18 protein-coding genes are annotated in these 19210 nt (G+C 40.6%); 15 read left to right on the top strand and 3 right to left on the bottom strand.

Annotated features, from left to right (window positions below; genetic code table 11):
• Nucleotides 1–6 precede the first annotated feature (6 nt).
• Together ricT and GSQ74_RS04655 are read right to left on the bottom strand one after the other, a co-directional pair.
• Complete coding sequence (gene ricT, locus GSQ74_RS04660) at nucleotides 7–1437, bottom strand: regulatory iron-sulfur-containing complex subunit RicT (RefSeq protein WP_158990569.1); 1431 nt, start codon at nucleotides 1435–1437, stop codon at nucleotides 7–9.
• A 2-nt stretch (nucleotides 1438–1439) separates the two neighbouring features.
• Nucleotides 1440–2585: an ATP-binding protein gene (locus tag GSQ74_RS04655; protein ID WP_158990567.1), complete on the bottom strand. Its 1146-nt coding sequence runs from the start codon at nucleotides 2583–2585 to the stop codon at nucleotides 1440–1442.
• Nucleotides 2586–2816: 231 nt separating this feature from the next.
• Here GSQ74_RS04655 and ruvX point away from each other — a divergent pair, with 231 nt between their 5' ends.
• The 15 genes from ruvX (at nucleotide 2817) to GSQ74_RS04580 (ending at nucleotide 18083) form a co-directional block, all read left to right on the top strand.
• Complete coding sequence (gene ruvX, locus GSQ74_RS04650; protein ID WP_158990565.1) at nucleotides 2817–3230, top strand: Holliday junction resolvase RuvX; 414 nt, start codon at nucleotides 2817–2819, stop codon at nucleotides 3228–3230.
• 69 nt (nucleotides 3231–3299) lie between these two features.
• Nucleotides 3300–3974, top strand: coding sequence for a helix-turn-helix domain-containing protein (locus GSQ74_RS04645; protein ID WP_158990563.1), 675 nt, complete (start codon nucleotides 3300–3302; stop codon nucleotides 3972–3974).
• A 123-nt stretch (nucleotides 3975–4097) separates the two neighbouring features.
• Nucleotides 4098–4736, top strand: a complete 639-nt coding sequence (locus GSQ74_RS04640; protein WP_158990561.1) for an O-methyltransferase — start codon at nucleotides 4098–4100, stop codon at nucleotides 4734–4736.
• A 2-nt stretch (nucleotides 4737–4738) separates the two neighbouring features.
• Nucleotides 4739–5272, top strand: coding sequence for a glucosaminidase domain-containing protein (locus GSQ74_RS04635; protein ID WP_158990559.1), 534 nt, complete (start codon nucleotides 4739–4741; stop codon nucleotides 5270–5272).
• A 57-nt stretch (nucleotides 5273–5329) separates the two neighbouring features.
• Nucleotides 5330–6181, top strand: coding sequence for a glucosaminidase domain-containing protein (locus GSQ74_RS04630; protein WP_158990557.1), 852 nt, complete (start codon nucleotides 5330–5332; stop codon nucleotides 6179–6181).
• 62 nt (nucleotides 6182–6243) lie between these two features.
• Nucleotides 6244–6984, top strand: coding sequence for a hypothetical protein (locus GSQ74_RS04625; protein WP_158990555.1), 741 nt, complete (start codon nucleotides 6244–6246; stop codon nucleotides 6982–6984).
• Between the two features lie 72 nt (nucleotides 6985–7056).
• Complete coding sequence (locus GSQ74_RS04620; protein ID WP_158990553.1) at nucleotides 7057–8070, top strand: DUF3078 domain-containing protein; 1014 nt, start codon at nucleotides 7057–7059, stop codon at nucleotides 8068–8070.
• 75 nt (nucleotides 8071–8145) lie between these two features.
• Nucleotides 8146–9474 carry a signal recognition particle protein gene (ffh, locus tag GSQ74_RS04615; RefSeq protein ID WP_158990551.1) on the top strand — a complete coding sequence of 443 codons (1329 nt, stop codon included), beginning with the start codon at nucleotides 8146–8148 and terminating at the stop codon, nucleotides 9472–9474.
• 3 nt (nucleotides 9475–9477) lie between these two features.
• The gene (locus GSQ74_RS04610; RefSeq protein WP_158990549.1) at nucleotides 9478–11067 is read left to right on the top strand and encodes a M1 family metallopeptidase; all 1590 of its coding nucleotides are present in this window, start codon (nucleotides 9478–9480) and stop codon (nucleotides 11065–11067) included.
• A gap of 120 nt (nucleotides 11068–11187) precedes the next feature.
• Complete coding sequence (locus tag GSQ74_RS04605) at nucleotides 11188–11586, top strand: protease inhibitor I42 family protein (RefSeq protein WP_158990547.1); 399 nt, start codon at nucleotides 11188–11190, stop codon at nucleotides 11584–11586.
• Nucleotides 11587–11671: 85 nt separating this feature from the next.
• A complete protein-coding gene (locus GSQ74_RS04600; RefSeq protein WP_158990545.1) occupies nucleotides 11672–13210 on the top strand; it encodes a YifB family Mg chelatase-like AAA ATPase in 1539 nt (512 codons plus the stop codon).
• Nucleotides 13211–13241: 31 nt separating this feature from the next.
• Nucleotides 13242–13616: a hypothetical protein gene (locus GSQ74_RS04595; protein WP_158990543.1), complete on the top strand. Its 375-nt coding sequence runs from the start codon at nucleotides 13242–13244 to the stop codon at nucleotides 13614–13616.
• Nucleotides 13617–13705: 89 nt separating this feature from the next.
• Complete coding sequence (locus tag GSQ74_RS04590; RefSeq protein ID WP_158990541.1) at nucleotides 13706–14662, top strand: DUF2268 domain-containing putative Zn-dependent protease; 957 nt, start codon at nucleotides 13706–13708, stop codon at nucleotides 14660–14662.
• A gap of 195 nt (nucleotides 14663–14857) precedes the next feature.
• Nucleotides 14858–16009: an acyltransferase gene (locus GSQ74_RS04585; RefSeq protein WP_158990539.1), complete on the top strand. Its 1152-nt coding sequence runs from the start codon at nucleotides 14858–14860 to the stop codon at nucleotides 16007–16009.
• Between the two features lie 301 nt (nucleotides 16010–16310).
• Nucleotides 16311–18083 (top strand): alpha-L-rhamnosidase, encoded by a 1773-nt coding sequence (locus tag GSQ74_RS04580; RefSeq protein WP_158990537.1) that lies wholly within the window; start codon nucleotides 16311–16313, stop codon nucleotides 18081–18083.
• 186 nt (nucleotides 18084–18269) lie between these two features.
• Here the strand turns inward: GSQ74_RS04580 and GSQ74_RS04575 are convergent, their stop codons facing one another.
• Entirely contained in the window at nucleotides 18270–19154 is an 885-nt protein-coding gene (locus GSQ74_RS04575; RefSeq protein WP_158990535.1) for a glycosyltransferase family 2 protein, read from the bottom strand.
• Nucleotides 19155–19210: the final 56 nt, after the last annotated feature.

Raw genomic sequence — 19210 nt, 5'->3', positions numbered from 1 at the left:
TACTTATTATTCTGCTGATGGCCCGGGGTTATTACCAGGGCGGTTTTGATTATTTTGGTTTGGCCGACGATGTTTATGGCGACGGTTTTGATTATTTCCTTGCGGCTTAGCCCCTTCAGGGCGCGTGCCTTCAGCGCTATTTCCATCTACGGGTTTATTGTTTTCCGGACGGGGTGCCTTTGGCCTGTTCCCTTCAACCGGCTTGCTGCCTTCGGGGCGTGGCGGTCTGTTGGTTTGTACAGCACCTGCTGGCCTTGGCTGGTTTGCCTGCTGTGGGCTTTGGTTAGGATTTTTAGTATTCCTGTTTCTATTTTTGTTCTTGTTTTTATTATTGTTGTTATTACGGCGTTCATCCAAGCGGGTTAAACTATCCTGGCCAACAACATTTTCATAATCCAGCGCTTTAGCCGGTTTGGTTTCTAACTCAACCGTTTCACCCAGATCCGCAGGGATTACACCATCTCTGTTTTGCTGCTGAATTTCCTTAACCTTGCTTATCGGCAATGGGATCCATGCTTCTTCGCGAGGATAAGCAAACCACATTATTTTTTTAAATATGTCGGTTTTTTGCAGGCGGGCATCACCTTTTTCAGTCTTTAATACATTTACATTATCGGGGATGTGCTTAAGCGCATCCATGTAAGTATCCAGCTCGTAGTTTAAGCAACACTTTAATTTACCGCATTGGCCAGCAAGCTTTAACGTGTTTAAAGATAGATTTTGGTAACGTGCCGCTGAGGTAGAAACTGTTTTAAAATCAGTTAACCAGGTTGAGCAACACAGCTCGCGACCGCATGAACCAATACCACCTAAACGGCTTGCTTCCTGTCTCATACCTATCTGCCGCATCTCTATCCTGATACGGAATTGCTCCGCCATTTTCTTGATCAGCTCACGAAAATCGACACGGCCTTCGGCAGTATAATAAAATGTAGCTTTGGTTTTATCGCCCTGATAATCCACATCACTCAGCTTCATGCTCAGGTTAAGCTCCAACGCCAGCTTGCGCGATTTATGCATGGTTTCCCACTCCATATCTTTGGCTGCTTTCCATTTTTCAACGTCAGCAACGGTAGCCTTGCGATAGATCTTTTTGGCAACGTCGGCTTCTTTAACACGGCGTTTAACCATCTGCATCCTAACCAGTTCGCCGGTTATGGATACGTGACCAACGTCGTAGCCGCCTGTGGCGGTTTCAACAACCACAAGCTCGCCTGCTTCCAGGTAAATATTATCACTGTTAAGATAAAATTCTTTACGTGAACCTTTAAATTTAACTTCGATAACCGGAAACGGTTTATAATTTGTCGGCATGTCCATGTGCGACAGCCAATCGTATACATCTAATTTACTGCAACCGCTTGTTAGGCACGAGCCATTACTTTTGCAGCCTGCCGGTGAGCATCCGCCCCCCGTTGAGCAACTTCCACATCCCATAATTAATTCGGTATATATTGTGTCCCCTGCGGGATCGTTTTAAACTTTAGTATCTTTATAATCTGTAAAGATACATCTAAAAATAAAATTTTCGGGTTTGCATTTCGTTCTACGTGATAATGTGTCTTTTCAAGCTCGGCACTTATAGCCTGGGCCTGGGGGATATTCATCACATTAGTCATTTTTTGCGCGGTTTCCAATTCCTGCGCAGGCAGGTGAACCAGGTTACCGGCGCCAGCCATCAGCAGGCAGCATTCCCGTATAAAACTCACGCCGTAGCGTAAAAAATTCTTTTGATTCTCGCGACCCATCTTAGCCAGTTGATCAACAAAAGGCAATATTTCCAACCCTTTATTACCAAAACATAAGCGTAACCAGTCGACGAATAATTTATGGTATCCTTTGGTATCTTGCTGCAGCATTATCAGCGCGTCGGTTAAATTGCCATTGCTTAGATAAGCAATTTGCGCGGCAGCATCTTCAGTTTGATTATATTTTTCGACCAAATGATCCTTAACCTCATTATAACCCAATGAAGGAATTTTAATCAGCTGAGTGCGCGAAAGGATGGTATTTAATATTTGATCTTGATTTTGGGCAACCAATAAAAACAGCGTGTTGGGTTGTGGTTCCTCAATAATTTTAAGCAGGGCGTTGCCTTCTTTATCCAAATATTCAGGCAGCCAAAGGATCAGTACTTTGTAGGTAGATTCAAAAGGCTTAAGGCTAAGTTTTTTAATGATCTGATGGCATTCGGCAATATTGATATTGGCCTGTTTGTTTTCGGCATCCAGGTAATCACGCCAAATATCCAGGCTTAAATATGGATGAGCGATAAATGCTTCGCGCCATTGTTCAATAAATGTTAACGAAGTATCATCCTTATGTTTAGCGAAGAAAGGATAGGAAAAATGCAGATCGGGGTGCATCAGTTTTTGATACTTCCGGCATGAGGAACAAACCCCGCAGGAATCCTCAGGTTGTTTATCCTCACATGATAAATATTGCGCGTAAGCAACAGCCAGCGCCAAACTCCCCGAACCTTCGGGTCCTAAAAATAATTGGGCGTGACTAACCCGGTTTTCATTAACCGAGTTCATTAACCGTTGTTTTATCGCGGCCTGGCCTACAATGTCCTTAAACTGCATTGGTGCAAAATAAGAATTAGATTTGAGATGTGAGATATGAGATGTGAGACTGCGGTGGTTTTTGACAAAAATCGGCGAGTTTAACCCCACCCGGCCTCCCCCTAAATTTAGGAGGAGGTGTCGACGAAGGAGACGGAGGGGGTAAAAAACGTTTGCAGATGAACTCACCAAAATTAATTTATCTTTGGATATGTTAATCTCATATCCCATATCTCATATCTCATATCTCATATGAGATTAATGGCCTTTGACTACGGAACCAAACGCATAGGCATCGCGGTTACCGATCCATTGCAGATCATCGCTACGGGCTTGGATACTATACATCCGCAGCATATTGTCGAGTACCTGAAAAAATACTTATTAACCGAAGAGGTTGAGCTTTTTATTGTGGGTGAACCAAAGCAAATGGATAACACCCCATCACAATCAGCGGTGCATGTAAAGGGCTTTCTGACGATATTGAAAAAAAATTTCCCCGGAATTCCTATTGAAATGCTGGATGAGCGATTCACCTCCAAGATGGCATCGGCAACCATTGCGCAAAGCGGTATGAATAAAAAAGGGCGGCAGAATAAGGAATTAGTTGATACCATTTCGGCAATTATTCTGTTGCAGTCGTGGATGGAAAAACGAGCATTTTAAGGGCATTAAGCTTTGATTAAGAATTTGTTATTGACAATAAAAGTCAAAACAATTTCCTAATTTAACCGGATGGAAACCTTAGGTGCAGCAATAAAAAAATTACGCGAAGAACAGAATATCCCTTTAAGAAAAGTTGCCGCTTATATTGATATTGATCAGGCGATATTAAGTAAGATAGAGCACGGCACTCGTCGGCCCAAACGCGAGCAGGTGATAGAATTAGCTAAATATTTTAAGGTTGATGAAAAAACGCTGCTTATTAAATGGCTGGCCGGAAAAATACTGGAAGAAGTAGATGGCGATGAATATGCTGTTGATGCCCTACAGGCGGCAAGCCAGATGTTAAAGAGGATAGTAGAGGAACCCAAAGAAGATAAGCCGAGCATTTTAGATTATTTAAAACTGGGCGAATTGCCCGGTATGGAAAAAATGTTTCATAGCAATAAGCTACCCAGCTATATTGAGCTTGCGCGCTATTTGTTTAAAACAGCCACCGGCAAAAAGTTTGATGAAGATCAGCTTGATACCCAAACAAACTTTATAGGCGAAGACAAAGAGTATGAATTATACCTGTTTTATATGCCGAACCAGGAGTGGCTGAAGAACAACGCCTTAACACTAAACATGATCAACAGGCTACCTGATTATAAGGGTAAGAAGCGATTGATATTCGCATCATTAAAGTATGTGGATGACGAAACTTGCGTAAAACATCATATTGAATTTGCTAAAATACCTTATTGACCACCTATTGTTTGAACCATGATTTTCCTGATTAGTTGATTGCTTGATTATAATGAAGATCATATCAGGAAGATCCTTAAATCCGACAAATCATGGTTCAGACAAAATGTTTATCTTTGCACCATGGAGATTTTGGATCCAAACCTTCAGGAATACTTAGATAATCATTGCGAACCCGAGTCGGAGCATCTGCAAAAGATTAACCGGGACACCTATTTAAAGGTGTTGAAACCGCACATGCTATCGGGCCATTATCAGGGCCGTTTGCTGAGTATGCTCAGCAAAATGATGCAACCCAAACGTATTTTAGAGATAGGAACATTTACCGGCTATGCCACGCTTTGCCTTGCCGAAGGCTTAACCGAAGACGGTATAATTCACACCATTGAGGTTAACCGGGAGCTGGAGGAAATGCTTAATTCACATTTTAAATCAACAAATGTGGAAAACAAGATCCAATTGCATTTTGGGCCCGCAGAGCTGATTATAAACGATTTAGCTGCAGAAATTTTCGATATTGTGTTTATTGATGCCGATAAAAAGAATAATTTCACTTACTTTGAGTTAATATTTGACAAAGTCAGATCCGGAGGATTAATAATAATTGACAATGTTTTGTGGAAAGGGAAGGTATACGGCCCAGAAAATGACGCCGATACAGAACGAATTCGCGAACTAAATGATCGGATTTCCGTAGACAACCGTGTAGAGCAATTAATTTTGCCAGTGCGTGACGGGATTCTGGTTATCAGAAAAAAATAATTATGAAGAAAATCTTACTGATTACAACACTGCTCATATCCACCCTTGCCGCTTCGGCACAAAAAAATACATCAGAGTCGTATATCGAAAAGTTTAAAGATGATGCCATCCGCATTATGCATGAAACAGGCGTGCCTGCAAGTATTGTTTTGGGTGTAGCCATGCATGAATCCGCTTGCGGAAACAGCTCTATCGCTAAAAACTTAAATAACGAGTTTGGTATGAAAGGCGGCGGCTCTTCGGTTTATTACAAGCATAACAAAAAAGTAAGATCGCCATACAAACAATACGGTTCGGTATTTGATTCTTTCCAGGATTTTGCCCGCATCATGACTGAGCGTAAGCAATTTAGCCACTTAACCGATGAATTTACCCACTATGATTACATCGGCTGGGCAAAAGGAATACAACGCAGCGGTTATGCCGGAAGTAAAAAATGGGCGGCGCAGGTTTTGGGCATCATCAACAAGTACAAATTAAATTCGCTTGATGAAACTCCGGCCGATCAGCCTCAATTAGCAAACAAACCGCAGTAAAATACATTTTTAGTATTATTTTGGCCGAACTATTCTATTACCTCAAGTTTGGCTATTATGCGTAAATCAGGATTTTTATTACTCCCCATATTGGTATTCGGCGCATGTGCGCCGCACAGGATGACCGCCGCATCAAACGTCAATACCGTAGGCGACCGTGAGGCACATCGGAATAACCAGGAAATACAAGCGGAACACCGCGACGCGATTAATAGTTACCAATCCTACACATCGTTACAATATATTGAACGCTTCAAGGCCATTGCCATACAGGAAATGAATTTGTACGGCATCCCGGCGAGTATCACTCTGGCACAGGGTTTATATGAATCGGGCAGCGGAAACAGCGAATTGGCAAAAAACGCGAATAACCACTTCGGTATAAAATGTACCAGCGATTGGAAAGGTAAAAGCTATTATAAGGATGATGATAATAAAAATGATTGCTTCCGGGTGTATGACAGGCCGGAGGATTCCTTCAGGGATCACTCCAACTTCCTGAAAAGAAAAAATTACGCCCATTTATTTGAGCTGGATAAAAATGATTACCAGGGATGGGCATATGGTTTAAAGGCAGCGGGTTATGCCACCAACCCCAGGTACCCGCAATTGCTTATCGGTATTATTCAGAAATATAATCTTGATCAATATGACAGGCCTGAGGGTACCGTACAGAAAATTAAACGTGAGGATAGAGTGCTTACACAGATAGATCAAAATATAGGGAAAGCTAATCAGGATTCAATAGTGCAGGCTACGCCAGGTAACAAATTATATACAGTGCAGACGGGTGACACACTATATAACATATCAAAGCGTTTTGGTTTAACTGTTGACGAGCTGAAAAGCCTTAACAGTATGGCAGATAATAATATTAAGATCGGCCAACAATTAGTAGTGGCAAAATAGCTTGTTAATTTGTGTTAAATAGAATGAGGTTTGTACGGCAAGCATGTAGTTTTGGCATTGCTATGAGATTTGGACTGACGGTGTTGTTGTTAGGGAGCTGTTTTTGTGCTTTTGCGCAGGATAAGGTTGTTGACGGAATTGTTTTTGATAAAGGTACCAATGGCCGCATAGCCGAAGTAAACATTTTTAACACAGGCACCGGGAAATCGGTATATAATAACCTAAAAGCAGAATACCAGATTGCGGCAAATATTGGAGACATATTGATATTTACCAAGCAGAATTATTTTAGTGATACCATTAAGATTGAAAATTATAAATCATTAGCGGTTTATTTAAAACGCAGTGCCATACAATTACAAGAAGTAAAAGTAAACAGCGTTGTGATTAACCCGGAACAAAAACTGGCCGCTACCAAACGCGACTATACCAAAATATATGGCGTGCTTGCAGATAAGGATATCCTTTCGGTATCACCAGGTAGCGGGGCGGGAATAAGTATTGATGCACTTTATAATATGTTTAGCCGCGAAGGAAGAAATGCCGAGCATTTACGGCAAACTATACAAAGCGATTATTACCAGGATGTAATTGATTACCGTTTTAATCGTGAATTGGTTGAGCGAATAACTGGATTAAAAAACCCACAATTAACCGAATTTATGCAGCGCTACCGCCCGGGGTACTATTTTGTGGTGGCGGCAAGCGAATATGATTTTATAGCGTCGATTAAAGCAAATTACCGCAGATACCTTCGTAGACCGAAGGCATATGCATTGCCCGTGCTTCAACCGGCTAAGTAAAATAGGTTCAAGCCATTAATTTTTTCTTATTTTTTATTGAAAAAGCAGATTTTAGCTTTTCTTTGTAGCAGTATGGTTATAAAAAGTGTTTCGGGCTTAATTTGCTCTATTCTGTTACTGTCGGGTTTGTCGGCATCGGCACAAAAAACCGATACCGTTAAAACCGACAGTATTAAAACAGATACTACACTTTTAAACAAACTGCGGATTGAGCCTGTTAAAAATGCATTGCCCGTACGTGTAAGGCAAGTACAAATAACCCCCATAACCATACCTGTTTCCCTACCCGATTACCAATTTAGCTATTGGCATAAATGGACCGTTTTCAATGTTAATTTTAACCAATCCGGGTTTACCAAAAACTGGACTGGTGGTGGTGTAAGCAACCTGGCTTTAAATGTTAACTATGATTTTAAGGCCGAGTACAACAAATCGCCATTAGATTATACCACCGAAGTAAACCTACTTTACGGTACGTCGAGAATTAAAGGTGAGGGTTTGCGTAAAACCAACGACCGTATATTTTATGATAATAAATTAGCGACCCAACTATCAAAGCATTGGTTGTTTTTCGGGGCATTAACCTTCGAGTCGCAGTTTGATAATGGATATACTTACCAGGATCCCTTACCGCCATTGTTGATCTCAAAATTTATGTCGCCGGGTTATTTAACGGAGTCTGCCGGGGTGGAGTTTAAGCCCAATAAATGGTTTGATTTGCGTTTGGGTGCCGCAACAGCCAGGCAAACTTTTGTATTGGATACCACCATATACAAAAACCAGACAGATAACTATGGAGTAACCCAAGGCCATACTATTTTTAACCAGATAGCTTTTCAGGGAGTGGCTACGGTTGATAAGGACTTGATGCCAAACCTGCATATTACAGCGCGTTATGCCTTATTTATACCATATACACAATCATTGGCCTATATAAGCCACCGCGTTGATGCCACATTAACCGCTAAAGTAAATAAGCTGATCGCAGTTACCGTTAACGGGTCATTCTTATATGATAAAAATACCGCTCCGCAGGCGCAGGGTACTGAGGGTATGGGCTTGGGTATGATCTATAAATTCCCGTGATCAAATCGCGTTTAAACCAATAGGTTTAAAATCTTAACTTTGCATTCTTAATAACGATTAAAGAGCTGAATAATAATGTTTGAAAATCTTTCGGATAAACTCGACAGGGCGTTTAAAGTCCTGAAGGGACAAGGAACTATTACTGAAATAAACGTGGCAGAGACCATGAAGGAAATACGCAAAGCCCTTCTGGATGCCGACGTTAACTATAAAACCGCTAAAGCATTTACCGATGATGTAAGGCAAAAAGCATTAGGCGAAAACGTATTAACAGCAGTTTCGCCGGGTCAGTTGCTCACCAAAATAATGAATGATGAGCTGGCAGCTTTAATGGGTGGCAGCACTGCAGAATTGGAATTTTCGGGCTCGCTAACCATTATATTAATTGCTGGTTTGAACGGTGCGGGTAAAACTACCTTTACCGGTAAGCTTGCCAATTATCTAAAAACACAAAAAAATAAAAAGCCATTATTGGTGGCTGATGATATTTACCGCCCCGCGGCTATTGACCAATTAGAGGTTTTAGGTCAGCAGATCGGTGTTCCGGTTTATTCAAACAGGGAATCAAAAGACCCTATCGCGATAGCAAAAGAAGGTATCGCGTTAGCAAAACAAAATGGCCACAATGTAGTGATTATTGATACCGCCGGCCGTTTATCAATTGATGAAGCCATGATGGTGGAAATTGAGCAGGTAAAAGACGCGGTTAAACCACACGAAATTTTATTTGTGGTGGATGCCATGACCGGTCAGGATGCGGTGAATACGGCTAAGGTATTCAACGATCGTTTGAATTTTACCGGTGTTGTGTTAACCAAATTAGATGGTGATACCCGTGGTGGTGCAGCGCTATCTATCAAATCGGTTGTTAATAAGCCTATTAAATTTATTGGTACCGGCGAAAAGATGGAAGCGCTTGACGTTTTCCACCCTGATCGTATGGCATCAAGGATCTTGGGCATGGGTGACGTGGTTTCGTTGGTTGAACGCGCGCAACAGCAGTTTGACGAGAAAGAAGCGGCTGAACTGCAAAAGAAGATCCGCAAAAATAAATTCGACTTTAACGATTTCTACAGCCAGATACAGCAGATCAAAAAAATGGGTAACATGAAAGATCTGATGGGCATGATACCGGGTGTTGGCAAAATAATGAAGGACGTTGAGGTTGATGATAATGCCTTTAAAGCTATTGAGGCTATTATTCAATCCATGACCCCGCACGAAAAAGAGAATCCGGATAGCATCAATCAGAGCAGGCGCAACCGCATAGCAAATGGATCGGGCACAAACCTTGCCGAAGTAAACCGCCTGATTAAACAGTTTGATGATATGCGTAAGGTAATGAAACAAATGAGCAACCCCGCAGCCATGGCCAGCATGATGCGCCGTATGCCTAAAATGTAATACATGCAAAAGCACCTTTTATATTTCGGGTCTATATTTTTTTTATTTTCGGCATCAGCAGCGAAGGCACAGGTTACCTTTCGGGATATGGATGTACAGCACTATACATTTGCTATAGGGTTGAATGACGCGAATGATAATATAAAAGGAAAAGCAGATGTTACCATAAAGTTTACAGGCAATGTTAATGAACCCGAATTAAACCTGGTTAAAAAGAACAGTACCGGTAAGGGTATGCTGGTATCATCCATTGATGAAAATGGAAAGGCTTTAAAATTTGTACAGGATAGCGATGTGATTCACATTCTATCGCCTGCAAAAATTAATACCACACATACCTACACCATCAATTACTCGGGCATACCTGCCGATGGATTGATTATATCTGTAAATAAACACGGGCATCGTACGTTTTTTGGGGATAACTGGCCAAACCGCGCCCATAACTGGCTGCCTTGCGCGGATTACCCAAGTGACAAAGCATCGGTTGATTTTATTGTTACTGCGCCTAGTCACTATCAGGTGGTATCTAACGGCTTAAAAGTCGAGGAAAAAGAATTACCGAATCATCTTAAACAAACTCATTGGAAAGAAAAAGAGCCATTGGCACCCAAGTTAATGGTAATAGGTGTTGCTGAGTTTGCGATCCAACAATCAGGTATAGTAAATGGTGTGCCGGTTTATACTTATGTTTTCCCGGAAGATAAGATTAATGGCTTTAAAAATTATGCTTACGCGCCGGACATTTTGAAATTTTACGATGCTAAAATTGGCTTGTATGATTATGAGAAGCTGGCTAACGTACAATCCAAAACCATATATGGTGGGATGGAAAATGCCAGCGCTATTTTCTATTATGAAGATTCGCCGGATGCTGGCAGAGCCGATGAAGAGCTGCAAGCCCATGAAATTGGTCACCAATGGTTTGGGGATGCGGTAACCGAGAAAAACTGGGAAAATTTATGGCTAAGCGAAGGCTTTGCTACCTACATGACCAATTGCTATCTCGAAAATAAATATGGCATCGATACACTAAAAAAACGTGAGGCTATTGATCGTAACAAGGTGATCAAATTTGAACGTCGCCGCTATACACCTGTGGTAGATACTGCCGTAACAAGTAATTACGTACAATTATTAAATGCCAACAGCTACGAAAAAGGCAGCTGGACATTACATATGTTGCGCCGTAAAATAGGCGACGACCTGTTTTGGAAAGGCTTACGCACCTACTACGCTAAATACAAAAACCTTAATGCCAATACTGCCGACCTGGAGCAGGTAATGGAACAAACCAGTGGGCAGGATCTGCATACCTTCTTTAACCAATGGATTTACAATGCCGGCCATCCGGAATTGGGTATTGTTTGGAATTATGATGCGGATAAAAAAGTGGTTAATATCGCTATCACCCAAAAACAGAGCAATTTATTTGTGTTTCCATTGCAATTGGAGATAGGCGGTAAACTTTATACTGTTGATGTTAAGGATAAAGAAACTGCCGTCACTTTCCCCGGCAATGCAAAACCAACAACAGTAATAGCCGATCCGAATGTTGATTTGCTGGCAGGGTTTGATGTCAAGGAACAATAATAATCGATACTATTTTTGCAATTGATGATATAGTAAAAGGAAGAAATCAACTGCCTGGAAATAAGCCTTGGTGTTTTCCATAATTAAGCATAAATTAGTGTTCCAATACCTAATCTTATTATGAAAAGTATAAAGCATATTATCATTTTAACATCAATGCTGATGATTGCTGCGACTGCATGCAAAAAGGAAAGCAACTCTAAATCAATCATACAACTTAACGGATTGGACAACGGAAAATCAGTAATGGTTACACAAGGCGAAAAAATCAATATAACCTTGGGAAACCCGGGCGACGGTGGTTATGTATTTGGCTCCTGGCAATATGATTCAAGTATTTTGCAATTGAATTCACATATACGTGTTACTCCAACCAATACTTCAATCGTTGGCGATTTTGGTTCGGATGTTTGGCTGTTTACAGCATTAAAGAGCGGCAAATCGGCATTATCAATTACTGTGTCGAGAGGTTCGGCAGAAATACAAACTGAATTTGCAGATACTGTAAAGGTTCAATAGCATTTGCCGGTGTGATCAAACGCATATCCGATTTTATCCCTCAAAATAAAATCTATATCTTTCGGTTTGAATAAACTTTATCATAGTGTTAGTTAAAACGTTCGGCAGTGCGGTATATGGCATAGAGGCTATAACAATTACAATTGAGGTTAATATTTTGCCCGGCACCAAATTTTTTATTGTGGGCCTGGCAGATATGGCTATTAAAGAAAGCTATTTCCGTATAGAATCAGCCTTAAAAAGCTCAAACTATAAAATGCCGCGGCAGCAGGTAGTGGTGAACATGGCTCCTGCCGACATCCGTAAAGAAGGATCATCCTATGATTTAACCATAGCTACCGCGATTTTAGCGGCATCAGGACAAATAGAAACCGAGGAACTGGATAAATACCTGATTATGGGTGAACTTTCGCTGGATGGCAGCTTGCAGCCTATTAAAGGCGCTTTGCCTATTGCCATACAAGCAAGAAAGGATGGTTTTAAGGGTTTCATCCTACCCAAACAAAACGCCCGGGAAGCCGCCATTGTGAACGACCTGGAAGTTTACGGCGTTGAAACTATAAAACAGGTAGCTAATTTTTTTAATGGTGATGCAAAACTAGAACGTGAGATTGTAAATACCCGCGAAGAATTTTACGATAGCCTTTGCAATTATGACAGCGACTTTAGCGAAGTAAAAGGTCAGGAAAATATTAAACGGGCGCTGGAGATTGCCGCCGCAGGCGGGCATAATGTGATCTTGATCGGTCCGCCGGGGGCGGGTAAAACTATGCTGGCACGGAGGCTGCCATCTATATTGCCTCCCCTGAGTTTATATGAATCATTAGAGACTACCAAGATCCATTCCGTAGCGGGTAAGCTGGCTGCGGCTGATGCATTGGTAACAATAAGACCGTTCCGGTCGCCTCACCATACTATTTCTGATGTCGCGCTTGTAGGTGGTGGAACAAATCCTCAGCCGGGTGAAATTTCGCTCGCGCATAATGGTGTTTTGTTTTTGGATGAATTGCCAGAGTTTAAACGCAGCGTACTGGAAGTAATGCGCCAGCCGTTAGAGGAACGAAAAGTAAATATTTCTCGCGCTAAGTTTTCGGTAGATTATCCCTGCAGCTTTATGCTCGTCACCAGCATGAACCCCTGCCCTTGCGGCTATTACAATCACCCGGAAAAAGTATGTACTTGTCCGCCAGGGGCCGTACAAAAATACATGAGTAAGATATCCGGTCCGCTATTGGATAGAATTGATCTGCATGTGGAAGTTACGCCGGTAAATTTTAGCGAGCTATCCAGTGATCGCCTTGCGGAAAAAAGTGAGCTGATCCGTGAGCGGGTAATTACTGCCCGTAATATACAGATTGAACGATTTGGCGACAGACCAGATTTGCATGCCAATGCCCAAATGACACCACAAATGGTACGCGAAATCTGCAAGATAACCGAGGCGGGCCAAACTCTGCTTAAAAAAGCGATGGAGAAGTTGGGATTATCCGCCCGTGCCTATGACCGGATATTGAAAGTGTCCCGCACCATAGCCGATCTTGCCGGAAGCGAGGATATTAAAATGGAACATTTGGCAGAGGCGATACATTTCAGGAGCTTGGATAGAGAGGGTTGGGCTGGGTAAAACGGACAATAGAGTAGAAGGTAAAAATATAATGGATCAGATTTCAAAATTCGAGATAGTGTTTTTGGTGTTTAATACCACTTCATATACTATTGCAGAGGCAATTTCACCTAATTCCCCATTCATAAATAATACCCATATTAAAGGCACTGCATTCCTTTTTGTAATGCTTATTGATTATGCCGCAGTTGATCTTCTATTTGGCCAGCTAATGAAAACCACATTTAACGAGGTGACAATAATCAGTATTTTATTTATGGGAATTTATATTTTGTTAGAGGTGTTTTATAAAGAAAAAATAGAAGTTATAGCCAAAAATTACGGGTCTTATTATTCGTTTTTTATTCCCATTTTATTTGTATTGTTTTCTATTGGCAGTGCGATATATATTTTTACCAGGGCTTAAATGAAAAGTACCCCTACGACAGCGAGAATAAAAGTGGTGCGATGAAAACACCCCCACAAGCTAAAGTAAATAAAAGAATACGATCTGCTATGAAAAACCATTACCTGCTTTTTATTTTTATTTTCTTTTCGGCTACCTTAGTTGCCCAAACACCTTTACGTACAACTAATCCGGCATTGGTTAAGCTGGTTACTGATGATATTCCACGGTTTTGGGTTGCTTTTGATTCGTGTAAACAAGATACAGTCGATAGAACCGCTATTTTAACACATTTATATCTTGATAAAGGGACACCTGGATTAAAAAATTTTAACCAGATCAGCATTAACGGCGCTCAGAAAATGGCGCACTCTTTGCAGAAATACCAATTGTATTATCAATCGATACGGGCAAATACATTTAAGGTTAAAACCCTGGAACCACAGATACGTAAATCATTATTTAAACTTAAGCAGATATATCCCGAGGCACAATTTCCGGATATTTATTTCCTGATAGGTAATTTGAATTCGGGCGGTAAATCGGATACCACGGGGCTGTTGATCGGTACTGAAATAATGGCTGCCGATTCGAATAGTAACTTCGAAAACATGTCACTGCCATTTCAAAAAGTACTTGTATCATTTGGGTTAAGAAGTATACCCCTTATTGTAGCACACGAACTGATCCACTACCAGCAAATCTATTTAAACAGTGATCTTAATCTGCTGGGCTCGGCTATTAAGGAAGGCAGTGCCGATTTTATTGGTGAATTGATCTCGGGCGAGAACACTAACAAGATACCTTTTATTTATGGAGAGCAGCACCAAAAGGAGTTATGGCTACAATTTAAAAAAGAAATGAATGGCAGCGATATCAGTAATTGGTTGTATGACAAAGCTACCGTTGACCGCCCTAAAGATCTTGGTTATTACATGGGCTATAAAATTACGCAGGCGTATTATGCAAAAAACAAAAATAAAAAACAAGCCATATATGATATACTGCATATAACCGATTTTAACCTATTTTTGGTTCAAAGCGGTTATGGCGATAGATTTAATTGAGGTTTTTGATATAGGTTTAGCTCCAAAACCGACTTCAGTTTGTAACTGAAGTCCATAGATAAAGTCAGTCTGTGACTGACAACAGAGTTGGTCCGGGTAATGTTTGTCGAGACGCAGTCTAGGGGCATCGTGGTCGATAGTTGGAAACTACAAACAGCAATAGAAACAATTCTACTGTTTAATTAAAGTTATAAATTGAAAAAAGCGCTAGATTTTTGCAAGGATTTATTTTCAGAAGTTGATCACATTCCCGAGATGTTGAATCATTCTTATTATAATTCACTTGATGGAATAAGGGCTGTTGCTGTAACTATTGTTGTTTTGTTTCATTGCGACTTAAGCAGAAATTACTTTTACACAACTGTTTTTAATGGTGCATTAGGTGTAAACATGTTTTTTGTATTAAGTGGGTTTTTAATCACAACCCTATGCCTGAAAGAAAAAACAAACACATCAAACCTCGCCTTAAAAAACTTTTATATAAGGCGCATTTTCAGAATTATACCAGTAGCATACTTGTACATAGGTGTTTGCATTGGGCTCAATTACATATTAAATAGCCAGGCAAGCCACATAGCATTTGCTTTTGCGGCTTTATTTCTTGCAGATTTTTCTTATACCAGGCAATTTAATAACCCTTATGTAGGGCAATATTGGTCATTAGCAGTAGAAGAACAATTTTATATCATATTCCCTTTTTTGCTAAAAAAAAGCTTCAAGTTATTTTTTGGCTCAATCATTTTTATAATAGCCATATTGCCGTTAATTATTACCGTAGAATTTTTATTGCCCGGTAATAATACAATGCTTTATTACATTACCCATTTCTTAATAAAGTTTCAAGGAATAGCAACTGGTTGTTTGTTCTCAATCCTTGTTTTTAAAAACAAATTAAACTGGAGTTTTTTTGAAAGAATAAGGGTTTGGATAAGCTTAGCGCTCATTATACTTATATTTTATTTAGGTTTTGAGGCTTGGCTATCTATTGTTAATATGTATAAAGATTTATTAATCTCAATACTTATAGCCTGTTTTATTGTGCTTAATATTAATCCCGGGAATGACTTTATTTATAAATTTCTGAATATAAAGATCATCCGTAAATTGGGTCTGCTATCTTACAGCATTTATATATGGCAACCTATGTTTGTAGCTAAAATATACGGAATACCGAGTGTTTTCTCAAAAGCTCCTTATAACTTTATATTCTTGTTAATTATTAGTTGCGCATCGTTTTTTTTATATGAGAAATACTTTTTAAAGCTTAAAACTAAATTTAATAGTGCCGGCAAATCAAAAAGGGGTGAAAAAATGTTAGAAGCGAATGGGCTTGTGTCTGCCAAATAATCTCAAAAGTTGAGATAACGGATACCTTCAGGCCGCCATTAGCTTCAGTTTGTAACTGAAGCCCATAGATAAAGTCAGTCTGCGATTGACAACAGGAGGTTGGCCCGGGTAGTGATTGTCGAGACGCAGTCTCGAAACTTTATCGTATGTAGTTGGAAACTACGCACAACAGGAAACTACGTACAGCAGGTTCGTAGTTAAACTACAAACTACGAGCGATCCTGCTAAATCATTTTTTTAATTCTATAAACGATTGTTAACTTGTACGCAAACTAAGTGTTTCGCATAACTTTCATTTGATATGGATAAACCATCAACCAGCCTACTGCTTGTTTTTTTATTTCTGCTAAAAAATAGCTATGCGCAATTACCGCCCGTTTTTGCAGGGACTCATTTAAAGGATGTTCAAACGGAAGAAACTGTTCGCCGCTATCTTTCGCCGGTGAAAATACTGTGGGAAACACCCGATGCATCAACCCATATCATTAATGCCGAAAAACTGTTAAAGCCAGGTGACGGACAGGCTGATCTTTCAGGAAAAGACTTGTGCGTTATGCATAATGATGCAAAGGGCAAAGCCGGAATATTGCTTGATTTTGGACGAGAATTGCAGGGTGGGTTACAATTGATCACAGATCAATCGGCAGGAGGAAAGCCAGTCCGCGTACGTATCCGCTTTGGCGAATCGGCAAGTGAGGCCATGAGTAATATTGATACCATACATGATGCCACCAATGACCATGCTATGCGCGATTTTGTTATTTCATTACCGTGGCTTGGTAAGCTGGAGGTTGGTAACACGGGTTTCAGGTTTGTGCGAATTGATTTGGTTGATAGTACCGCTGAACTTAAATTGAAAGAGGCGAGGGCGATATTTGTGTTTAGAGATATTCCTTATTTAGGGTCATTTAAATGCAGCGACACGCTATTGAATAAAATTTGGCTCACCGGCGCTTATACCGTACAGCTAAATATGCAGGATTATTTGTGGGATGGTATAAAGCGCGACCGCCTGGTTTGGGTTGGCGATATGCACCCGGAAACATCAACTATAGCGGCTGTATTTGGGTATAATGATGTAGTGCCAAAGAGCCTGGATCTGGCAAAAAGTATAACACCGTTGCCGCAATATATGAATGGTATGGTATCCTATTCCATGTGGTGGATATTGATTCAGCATGACTGGTATATGCATACAGGGGATAAGAAATACCTTGACGAGCAAAAAGCATATCTTATACCGTTATTGAACCAGCTGATTTCCAAAATAGACAATAATAACAGCGAGAACCTGAATGATGGGACAAGATTTTTGGACTGGCCCTCAAGTACAAACCCCAAAGCCATACACGCGGGTTTACAAGCTATGTTGGTATTAACTTTACGGGCCGGAGCAGAGTTATGTGATGATTTGAACGATCACACGATGGCCCTTAAATGTAAAGCAGCGGTTGAACGGCTAAAAAAAAATGTACCTGATGCCAATAACTCTAAACAGGCGGCCGCCCTGCTTTCATTATCAGGGTTGATGCCTGCTAATAAGGCTGATAGTATTTTATCATTAGATGGTGTGCATAATTACTCCACCTTTTTTGGTTATTATATGCTTAAAGCCAAAGCAAGGGCAGGTGATTACCAGCGCGCCATTGACGCTATCCGCAATTACTGGGGGCCAATGCTTTCGTTAGGGGCAACTACATTTTGGGAGGATTTTAATATTGATTGGCTACCCAATGCATCGAGGATAGATGAGTTGGTGCCTGCCGGTAAAAAGGATATCCACGGAGATTACGGCGCTTTTTGTTATAAAGGCTTTAGGCATAGTTTATGCCATGGTTGGGCATCGGGGCCTACGCCTTGGTTAACACAATATGTGCTGGGGGTTAATATTATAGCCCCGGGATGCAAGGTGTTGAAAATTGAGCCACATTTAGGAGACCTTACTTATGCCGAAGGCAATTACCCTACCCCTTTGGGTATTGTTAGCATTAAAGTTAAAAAACAGCCAAATGGAAAAACGAGCATAATTGTAAGAGCCCCCAAAGGCATCACAATAATAAAAGCCGGTAGTTAAAGCCCCCACTGGCTTCAATTTGTAACTGAAGTCTATAGATAAAGTCAGTCTGTGACTGACAACAAACACAAGCCATCCAAGCAATGGCATACCTACAAAACCTACGCTATAAAAGAAAGCTACAAACGTTCTTGATTTGTTAGGCTTCAGTTACAAATTGAAGCCAGCGGAAGGGGGCTTCGTAGTTTAGTACCTTTTAACAATTTTATAATTCTGATATTCGCCTATACTCCAGCCAGTTAAATCAAAAACAAATTGTAAGAACCGGCGCCTAAGGGTATAGTCTTGTTGTAAAGGTTTTTCTTTAAAATCAATTTTCCAGTTTGTGGCAGCAATACGCTCATGCATTACTTGCGGGTGGGTTCCCTGAAATTTTTTGATACGGTCGGCATTGTCATAAGCAAATTCAAAGGTCTCCGTCATGTGTTGCTGGTTCCATTGCTCATCATGATAGAATTTGTTGAAATTCCTGGCCTTATTGGTTAACCCTTGCGGCGGCCTGGCCCAGCCATAATGGTAGATATAAGCATCAATCAGTTTAACTTTTATTTTTTCGCCGTTAAGTTTAAAGCCTTGCGCATCGCGGAATGATGACATGCCGGGGATGTTTTTTATGATACGGATTTCGCGACGGTACCATCTGCGGGTATCGCCATAATAATCATACGAGGCATAAAAGTGGACGTATTTAAACAAAAGACCTTCAATTTGGGCATCATTCAAGTTGTCTACCATTTCTTGACGGATAAGGGGCAAATACTTTTCGTGTACAACCTCATCGCCCTGTATATAAAAGGCCCAGTCGGTATCGGGTGAAATGGCTGCCAGGGCTTTATTGGTTTCGATGGCAAATACTCGCCCGCTTTCTGTTATCGAGGTATCCCAAACAGTATCAATAATTTTTATTTTGGGTGAATTAATGTTTTCGATCAATAGCCGCGTATCATCATCCGATTTGCCTACCGCGACAATAAATTCATCACATATTGGCAAAATAGAGGTTATGGCTTCAATAATTTGGTAATCGTTTAAAACAGCATTTCTGATAAAGGTGAATCCGCTAACTTTCATAAGGCTTAATATTTTCAATATTACAAAAAAGACCTTAACCGTATATATTGGGCTAA

This window comes from Mucilaginibacter sp. L196 (assembly GCF_009765905.1).
Taxonomy (GTDB): Bacteria; Bacteroidota; Bacteroidia; order Sphingobacteriales; family Sphingobacteriaceae; genus Mucilaginibacter.
This window is presented reverse-complemented; position numbering and strand designations above follow the sequence as displayed.